The sequence below is a fragment of the Paenibacillus sp. NRS-1781 genome, from assembly GCF_050467745.1.
In the GTDB taxonomy this organism is placed as follows: Bacteria; Bacillota; Bacilli; order Paenibacillales; family Paenibacillaceae; genus Paenibacillus; species Paenibacillus terrae_A.
This window is the reverse complement of the sequence record NZ_JBITPI010000087.1, coordinates 1-8,878: the sequence shown is the minus strand read 5'-3', so window position 1 is coordinate 8,878 and position 8,878 is coordinate 1. Positions and strand designations below refer to the sequence as shown.

Genomic DNA, 8,878 nt, shown 5'->3' with positions numbered 1-8,878 from the left:
TCTGAACCGTCCGGAGCTGACGGCGGAGAAATTCGTTGCCGATCCGTTTGCCGGAGGCGAAGCAGGCTATGAGCGGATGTACCGCACGGGCGATTTGGCGAGATGGATGCCGGACGGCAACATCGAGTACTTGGGCCGGATTGACCATCAGGTGAAAATCCGGGGGTACCGGATCGAGCTGGGCGAGGTCGAATCACAGCTGCTGAAGGTGGAGTCGGTACGAGAAGCGGTCGTCATGGCCCGTGCAGATGAAACAGGCCAAAAACAAATGGTGGCGTACTACGTCGCCGGGCAAGAAATCGGAGCCAGCGAGCTGAGAAGTGAGCTGGGCCGGGAGCTGCCAAGCTATATGGTGCCATCGTACTTTGTACAGCTGGAGCAGATGCCGCTGAGTCCGAACGGCAAAATCAATCGCAAGGCACTGCCAGCACCAGAAGGCAGCCTGCAAAGCGGGGCGGATTATGAAGAGCCGCGCACCGCAACGGAACGGGCACTCGTGGCAGTCTGGCAGTCTGTCCTGGGCGTGCAAACCGTCGGTATTTTGGACAATTTCTTTGATCTGGGCGGCGATTCAATCAAGGCAATTCAAATCGCATCCCGTGCGTTCCAGGCAGGCTACAAGCTAGACATGAAGTATTTGTTCCAGTATCCAACAGTCGCAACACTGGCACCGCATATGCAAGAGGTGAGCCGTATTGCAGATCAAGGAGAAGTGAGCGGGGAAACCGCTTTGCTTCCGATCCAGCACTGGTTCTTTGCACAGGAGCGCGAGCGTCCGCAGCACTTTAATCAGGCGGTCATGCTCTATAGCGCCGAGGGCTTTGATGAGACGGCGGTTCGCCGGGCAATGGATCATATCGTGAAGCACCATGATGCGTTGCGTACGGTTTTCCGTCAGGCTTCATCCGGTTACACGGCTTGGACACGCGGTGTAGATGAAGGCGCATTGTATACGCTGGAAACGGTGGATTACCGTGAACAGGCAACCTATGCGGAAGCGCTGGAAGCGAAGGCCAATGAAATTCAAAGCAGCATTTATCTGTCCGAAGGACCTCTCGTACAACTGGGATTGTTCCGCACAGCAGAGGGCGATCATTTGCTCATAGCCATTCACCATTTGGTGATGGATGGGGTGTCGTGGCGGATTCTGTTTGAAGATTTCTCTACAGGCTACGAGCAGGCGCTGAAGGGTGAGTCTGTACGTTTGCCATATAAAACGGATTCCTTCCAAACATGGGCACGGGAGTTGTCGTCTTACGCCAACCGTCCTGAGGCTGCATCGGATGAAGTTTACTGGCAGCAGCTGGAGCAGGCCAAGGCTGATGCTGCGCCGCTGCCTAAGGATTTTGCCTATGAGGGCTCCTTGAATGCAGACAGCGAAGTGCTGACGGTGGAGTGGACCAAAGCTGAAACCCAACAGCTGTTGAAGCAGGCACATCGCGCCTACAACACCGAGGTCAATGATTTGCTGCTGACCGCGTTAGGATTAGCGATGCATAAATGGACAGGTGCAGGACAGGTGCTGGTGAATCTGGAGGGACATGGTCGGGAAGCGATCCTGCCAGAGGTGAATATTACACGTACGATAGGCTGGTTTACGAGCTTGTATCCAGTGCTGCTGGACACGGGTGCCAATCTGACGCTGGCAGAGCGGATTAAAGACACGAAGGAAGGCCTGCGCCGGATTCCGAATAAAGGGCTGACGTATGGAACGTGGCGCTACTTGTCCCATGCGTCCGCATCGGATAAAGCACGTGCAATTGCAGCAGAACCGGAAATCAGCTTTAACTATTTGGGTCAGGTCGATCAGGATCTGGAAAACAGCGGAATCACGTTGTCGTCCCACGATGCAGGTGAGACAGATAATACACATTCACCGTTACTGTACACGCTGGATTTGAACGCGATGATCTCGGAAGGCATGCTGCGATTGACGATCGCTTACAGTCGTAAGCAGTATCGCAAAGAAACGCTGGAGCGTGTTGCAGGACTGCTGCAATCCGCTTTGCAAGAGGTGATTACGCATTGCATCGCTCAAGAACAGCCGGAACTGACTCCGAGTGATGTGTCCTTCAAAGGTCTGACGACTGGAGAGCTGGAACAAATTGCGGAACAGGCTTCACGTACAGGTGAGCTGGAAAATGTATACGCACTGACGCCGATGCAGAAGGGTATGCTCTTCTACAATCTTATGGATTCGCAATCGGGAGCTTATTTTGAGCAGGCATCCTTTGATCTGCAAGGACATTTTAATATCCCTGCTTTTGCGGCAAGCCTGGATGTATTGGTACAGCGGCATACGGCACTGCGCACGAACTTCTACAGTGGCTGGAAGGATGAACCGCTTCAGGTCGTGTACCGCAACAAGCGTAGTGAACTATATGTAGAGGACCTGCGCGATGTGGAGGAAGAGAAGCAAAACGAGTACATCCTCGAATATACGCGCAAAGACAAGCAGAGGGGCTTTGATCTCGCGCAGGATGCTTTGATGCGTGTCGCTATTTTGCGGATAGGTGAGGATTCGTACCGTTTTGTATGGAGTTTCCATCATATCGTGATGGACGGCTGGTGCCTGTCGCTGGTGACCAACGAAGTATTTGCGAGCTATTTTGCGATACTGGCCCATAAGCAACCTGAGCTGGCACCTATAACGCCGTACAGTCAATATATCGAATGGCTGGAGCAGCAGGATCGTCAGGCCGCAACAGGTTACTGGAGCAAGGTTCTGGAAGGATATGAGGAACAGTCCCGCTTGCCACAGGCAAAAATCCAGGGTAAAACCGCATATCAGGCGGAGCGTCTGGATTTTGACTTGGGCGAAGATCTAACGGCAAGCATTCAGCGAATCGCCAATCGTTATCAGGTAACCATCAATACGTTGATGCAGACCGTGTGGGGCATACTGCTGCAAAAATATAATGGCACAGATGATGTGGTGTTTGGCAGCGTGGTATCTGGACGTCCGGCAGAAATTCCAAACGTGGAGCACATCATTGGTTTGTTTATCAATACGATTCCTGTACGCATCAGCAGTCATGTGGATAGCTTATTCTCAGAAGTGATGAAGCAAACCCAGGAGCAAGCGATTGCTTCCCATGCCTATGATACGTATCCGTTGTATGAAATTCAGGGGTTGTCGGAGCTTAAGCAGGATTTGATTAATCATATTCTTATTTTTGAGAACTATCCGGTAGAGGAACAAATTGAGCAATTAGGTAACGGTGATGGGTCCAGCTTTAGCATCACAGGGGCCGAATCTGTGGAGCAGACCAACTATGACTTTAACCTAGTGGTAATGCCAGGGAACACGATTCACATGAGCTTTGGTTATAATGCAATGGCATTTGAACGTGAAAGTGTAGAACAAATTCGAGGTCATCTGGTGCAAATGCTGGAGCAAGTGACAGCGAAGCCGGACATTCGGGTACATGAGCTGGATATGTTAAGCGAGCAGGAGCGAGAGCAAATTCTGGGCGTATGGGGAGATACAGCCGTCGAGTATCCAAGCGAGCAAACGATCCATGGCTTGTTCGAGACACAAGTAGCGCAGACACCAGAGCAGGCAGCGTTGTTCTTCGAAGGAGAGCAGTTGACCTATCGCGAGCTGAATGAACGTGCGAATCGTCTGGCTCGTACGTTGCGCGGTCAAGGCGTGACGAAGGATCGTCTAGTAGGTCTGATGACCGAGCGTTCGGTAGACATGATTGTGGGCATCTTCGGGATTTTGAAAGCCGGGGGCGCATACGTGCCTATTGATCCGACGTATCCGGAGGAGCGTATCCGCTACATGCTGGATGACTCGGGTGCGAAGCTGCTGTTGACGCAAAGCCATCTGGTGGACAAAGTAGCCTTTGACGGCAACGTGCTGGTGCTGGATGGAGCGCAGGGTGTGTATCACGAGGATGGCTCCAATCTGGAGCCGTTGTCCGGGCCAAACGATCTGGCGTATGTGATTTATACGTCGGGTACGACGGGTCAGCCGAAGGGCGTTATGCTGGAGCATCACGGGCTGTGCAATCTCAAAGCGTATTTTGATCAGACACTTCGGATCAGCACGTCGGATCATACGTTATTGTTTGCCAGCTATTCGTTTGATGCGGCTTGCTGGGAAGTATCACAGGCGCTGTTTTGCGGAGCCACGCTGTACGTACCGACGACAGACACGATTTTAGACTATGGTCGGTTCGAACAGTATATGGGGGATCATCAAATCACCGTGGCAGCCTTACCGCCGACCTATGCGGTGTATCTGGAGCCGGAACGGATGCCAAACCTGCGTATTCTGTTCACTGCCGGTTCAGCATCATCAACAGAGCTGGTATACAAGTGGAAGGATCAGGTGGCGTACTACAACGGTTATGGTCCGACCGAAAACTCGGTAGCGACGTCGATTTGGCCGGTATCCGAGGATGAGAGAGCAGGCCAACTGATTTCGATCGGACGTCCTGTGCCGAATCACCGGGTATACATGGTGGATGTGCATGGACATTTGGCTCCAGTAGGCGTAGCGGGTGAGCTGTGCGTATCGGGTCCGGGTCTGGCCCGTGGCTATCTGGATCGTCCAGAAATGACGGCTGAGAAATTCGTACCGAATCCGTTTGCGGCTGGCGAAGCGGGCTATGAACGGATGTACCGTACAGGTGACTTGGCGAAATGGATGCCGGATGGCAATATCGAATATTTAGGCCGGATCGACCATCAGGTCAAAATCCGGGGTTACCGGATCGAGCTGGGCGAGGTCGAGGCCCAAATGCTGAAAGTGGAAGATGTGCAAGAGGTCATCGTACTGGCCCAGGCGGACGAGCAGGGGCAAAACCAACTGGTGGCGTACTATGTTGCCGAACGGGACGTGAACGCAGGAGAGCTGCGCAGCTTACTGGGCGCGGAGCTTCCAAATTACATGGTGCCTTCGTATTTCATCCAGTTGGAGCAGATGCCACTGACACCGAACGGTAAGATCGACCGCAAGGCACTGCCGGCACCAGAAGGTAGCTTGCAAAGCGGTGCGGATTATGTAGAGCCGCGTACAGCGCTGGAGCAGACTTTGGTTTCCATTTGGCAGGCTGTATTAGGGGCCAAGAGAGTCGGGATTTTGGATAATTTCTTTGATCTGGGTGGAGATTCGATCAAAGCGATCCAGGTATCCTCCCGTTTGCTGCAAGCTGGCTACAAGCTGGAAATGAAGGATTTGTTCCAATATCCTTCCGTATCGCTGCTGAGTGGTCATGTCCACAAGGTCAGCCGTACAGCCGATCAGCGTGCGGTTTCGGGAGCGGTCAAGCTGACCCCGATTCAGCAATGGTTCTTTGGACAATTCGTAGCAGAGCCGCATTATTTCAACCAGTCGGTGATGCTGTATAGAGAGCAAGGCTTCGATGAAGCCGCATTGCATCAAACGGTGACCAAGGTGACCGAGCATCATGATGCGCTGCGCATGGTCTTCCGTCAGACCGAACAGGGCTATGAAGCGTGGAATCATGGCTTGAACGAAGGCAAGCTATATAGTCTGGACGTTGTTGATTTGACGGGCGTCGATGACGCTGCGGACGTGGTGAGGGCCATTGAAGAGAAAGCGAATGCTATTCAAAGTTCCATTCGTCTGGACGAGGGACCACTGGTCAAGCTGGGGCTGTTCCATTGCACGGACGGAGATCATTTACTGATTGCGATCCACCATTTGGTCGTAGACGGCATTTCATGGCGGATCATATTCGAGGATTTTGCCACCGGATATGAGCAGGCGGTTCGGGGAGAAGCGATTCGTCTGCCATATAAAACGGACTCTTTCTCCGTTTGGGCAGAGCGATTGTCCCAATATGCGAATAGTTCGGCCATCGAAAACGAACGCGATTATTGGCAGCATCTCGCCCAAATGGAAACCGCATCGTTGCCTAAGGATCAAGAGAGCGCGGAAGGACAGCATTCTCTGATCAGAGACAGTGAGATTGTGACTGTGGCTTGGAGCGAGCAGGAAACACGACTGCTGCTTCAGGAAGCACACCGTGCGTACAACACAGAGGTCAATGATTTGCTGTTAACCGCACTCGGTACGGCGTTATACAACTGGAGCGGTCAGGAGCGCGTGCTGGTCAACCTGGAGGGACATGGCCGGGAAGCCATTGTTCCAGATATCGACATCACACGTACAGTGGGCTGGTTTACAAGCCAATATCCGCTGCTGCTCGATGTTGATGGCAAGGCAGAAGTCGGTCAGCGAATTAAACGGGTGAAGGAAGACCTGCGTCATGTGCCGCATAAGGGCATTGGCTACGGTATTTTGAAATATATGTCTCGGGATGATGCCAATCCATCCTTAAGCTTGCAGCCTGAAATCAGCTTTAACTATTTGGGACAATTTGATCAGGATTTGGAAAATGGTGATATCACGCTGTCTTCACATACAGGTGGAGAGCCGATGAGTGACAATACCGCTCTGGAGCATCCACTGAATGTGAACGGGATGATTACAGCAGGCGTGCTGACATTGGAAATTCGCTATGACAGCAAGGTATATCATCAACAAAATGTGGAAAAATTTACACAATTGCTACAGGAGAGCTTGCAGGAAGTGATCGTTCATTGTGCCTCCAAAGAGCGGAGTGAACTAACACCAAGCGATGTATTGTTCAAGGGCTTGACGTTGGAGCAGCTGGAACAATTGACGGAGCACATGGCTGCTGTGGGTGAGCTGGAAAATGTGTATGCACTCTCGCCAATGCAGAAGGGGATGCTTTTCCATAGCTTGATGGAGCCGGAGTCAGGCGCATACTTCCAGCAAGCATCGTTTGATCAAAAAGGCAGCTTTGATGTAGCTATTTTCCGGAAGAGCCTGGATTTGCTGATACAGCGTCATGAAGCGCTGCGGACGAATTTCCATATGTTTGAGACAGGACAGAATCAGGAGCCGTTGCAGATCGTGTTCCGTCACAAAGATAGCGACCTTTCCTTCAAGGATTTACGCGGAATGCAGGAAGCGGAGCAACAGGCATATATTCAGGCGTTCAAGCTGGAGGATCAGGCTCGGGGCTTTAATCTCGGTACGGATGCGCTCATGCGCGTACAGGTATTGCAGACCAATGAAGAAACCTATCACTTGGTATGGAGCTTCCATCACATTGTCATGGACGGCTGGTGCTTGTCGCTGGTGACAGGCGAAGTGTTCGGTACGTACTTTGCGCTAGTGGAGCAGAAGCAGCCGGAGCTTGCTAACATCACCCCATATGGCCAATATATCGAATGGCTGGAGCGTCAGGATGAACGTGCGGCAAAAGAGTATTGGAGTAGCTATTTGGCAGGCTTTGAACAGCAGACTTTGTTGCCTGGATCGGATGCTTCATTAAAAGATCAAGCCGTGGACAGCACGGAGAATGCTCTATCCACTACAGCTAGTGAAGCCAGCGAATATATTTCTGAAAAAATAACGGTGGAGCTGGATAGCACGTTGAGCGAAGCCATGCATCGGGTAGCGAAGCAGCAGCAGGTGACGATTAATACGCTGATGCAAAGCGTGTGGGGCCTGATTTTGCAGAAATATAACAACAATGAGGATGTTATTTTCGGTAGTGTCGTATCTGGACGTCCGACGGATATCGTCGGCGTAGAGAATATGATCGGTTTGTTCATTAATACGATCCCGGTTCGGATTCAAAGTGAACGGAATGCTACTTTTGTGGAGATTATGCGGAGAACGCAGGAGCAGGCACTGGCCTCGGGAGTATACGACAGCTTCCCGCTGTATGAGATTCAGGCGCTGACGGAGCAGAAGCAAAATCTGATTAACCATATTATGGTATTTGAGAATTACCCGGTAGAACAGCAGGTTGAGCAGCTTGGCGAAGCTCGTCCGTCCGCTTTTGAAATTACGAATGTAGAGGTTGTTGAGCAAACGAATTATGATCTGGACTTGATTGTGATGCCGGATGAGGTGTTCCAAATCATGTTCCGCTATAACGCCAATGTGTATGATCGGGCTACCGTGGAGCGTATGCAAGGACATGTATTGCATGTGCTTGAGCAAATCGTGAACAATCCGCATATCCGTGTGAATGAGCTGGGATTGGTAACACCGGAAGAACAAGCGCAGATTGTTCAGGTTTGGGGCGATACGGGGGCAGCTTATCCGCAGGATCAGACGTTAAGTGCGCTGTTCGAGGAACAGGCGGCACGAATACCGGATCAGGTGGCGGTGCTGTTTGGAGCAGAGACGCTGACCTACCGCGAGCTGAACGAGCGGGCGAATCGTCTTGCACGTACCTTGCGCGCGGAAGGCGTTGAACCGGATCAGCCGGTGGGTATTCTGGTACACCGCTCGCTGGACATGATCGTGGGCATCTATGCGATCCTCAAGGCAGGCGGAGCCTATGTGCCAATTGACCCGGAATATCCGACGGACCGTATCCGTTTCATGCTGGAGGATTCAGGAGCGAAGCTGGTGCTGACGCAATCGCATTTGGCCGAGCAAGCGTCGCTGAGCTTCGACGGCAAGGTGCTGCTGCTGGATCGTCGGGAGCAAGATGGCAAGGAGATGGAGATGTACCATGAGGATGGCTCGAATCTGGAGCCACTGGCTGGTCCGCACCATGTAGCCTATGTCATCTACACCTCCGGCTCGACTGGAAAACCGAAGGGCGTTATGGTTGAGCACCATTCCGTGCTGAACCGGATTTTGTGGATGCATGATCGTTACGGCTTGAGTGCGGAGGATACGATCCTGCAAAAAACTGCCTTCACATTCGACGTATCGGTATGGGAGCTGTTCTGGTGGTCGATGGTCGGCTCGAAGGTGAGCCTGCTGTCGGTTGGCGGGGAAAAGAATCCGGAGGACATCGTCGACACGATTGCCCGCGATGGCGTAAGCACGATGCACTTTGTGCCAGCG

At 52.2% G+C, this 8,878-nt stretch carries 1 protein-coding gene; it reads left to right on the top strand.

The window, feature by feature from the left end:
* Nucleotides 1-8,878 (top strand): amino acid adenylation domain-containing protein (locus ACIFO6_RS23695; RefSeq protein ID WP_430044465.1); only part of this gene is annotated, 8,878 nt, incomplete at both ends.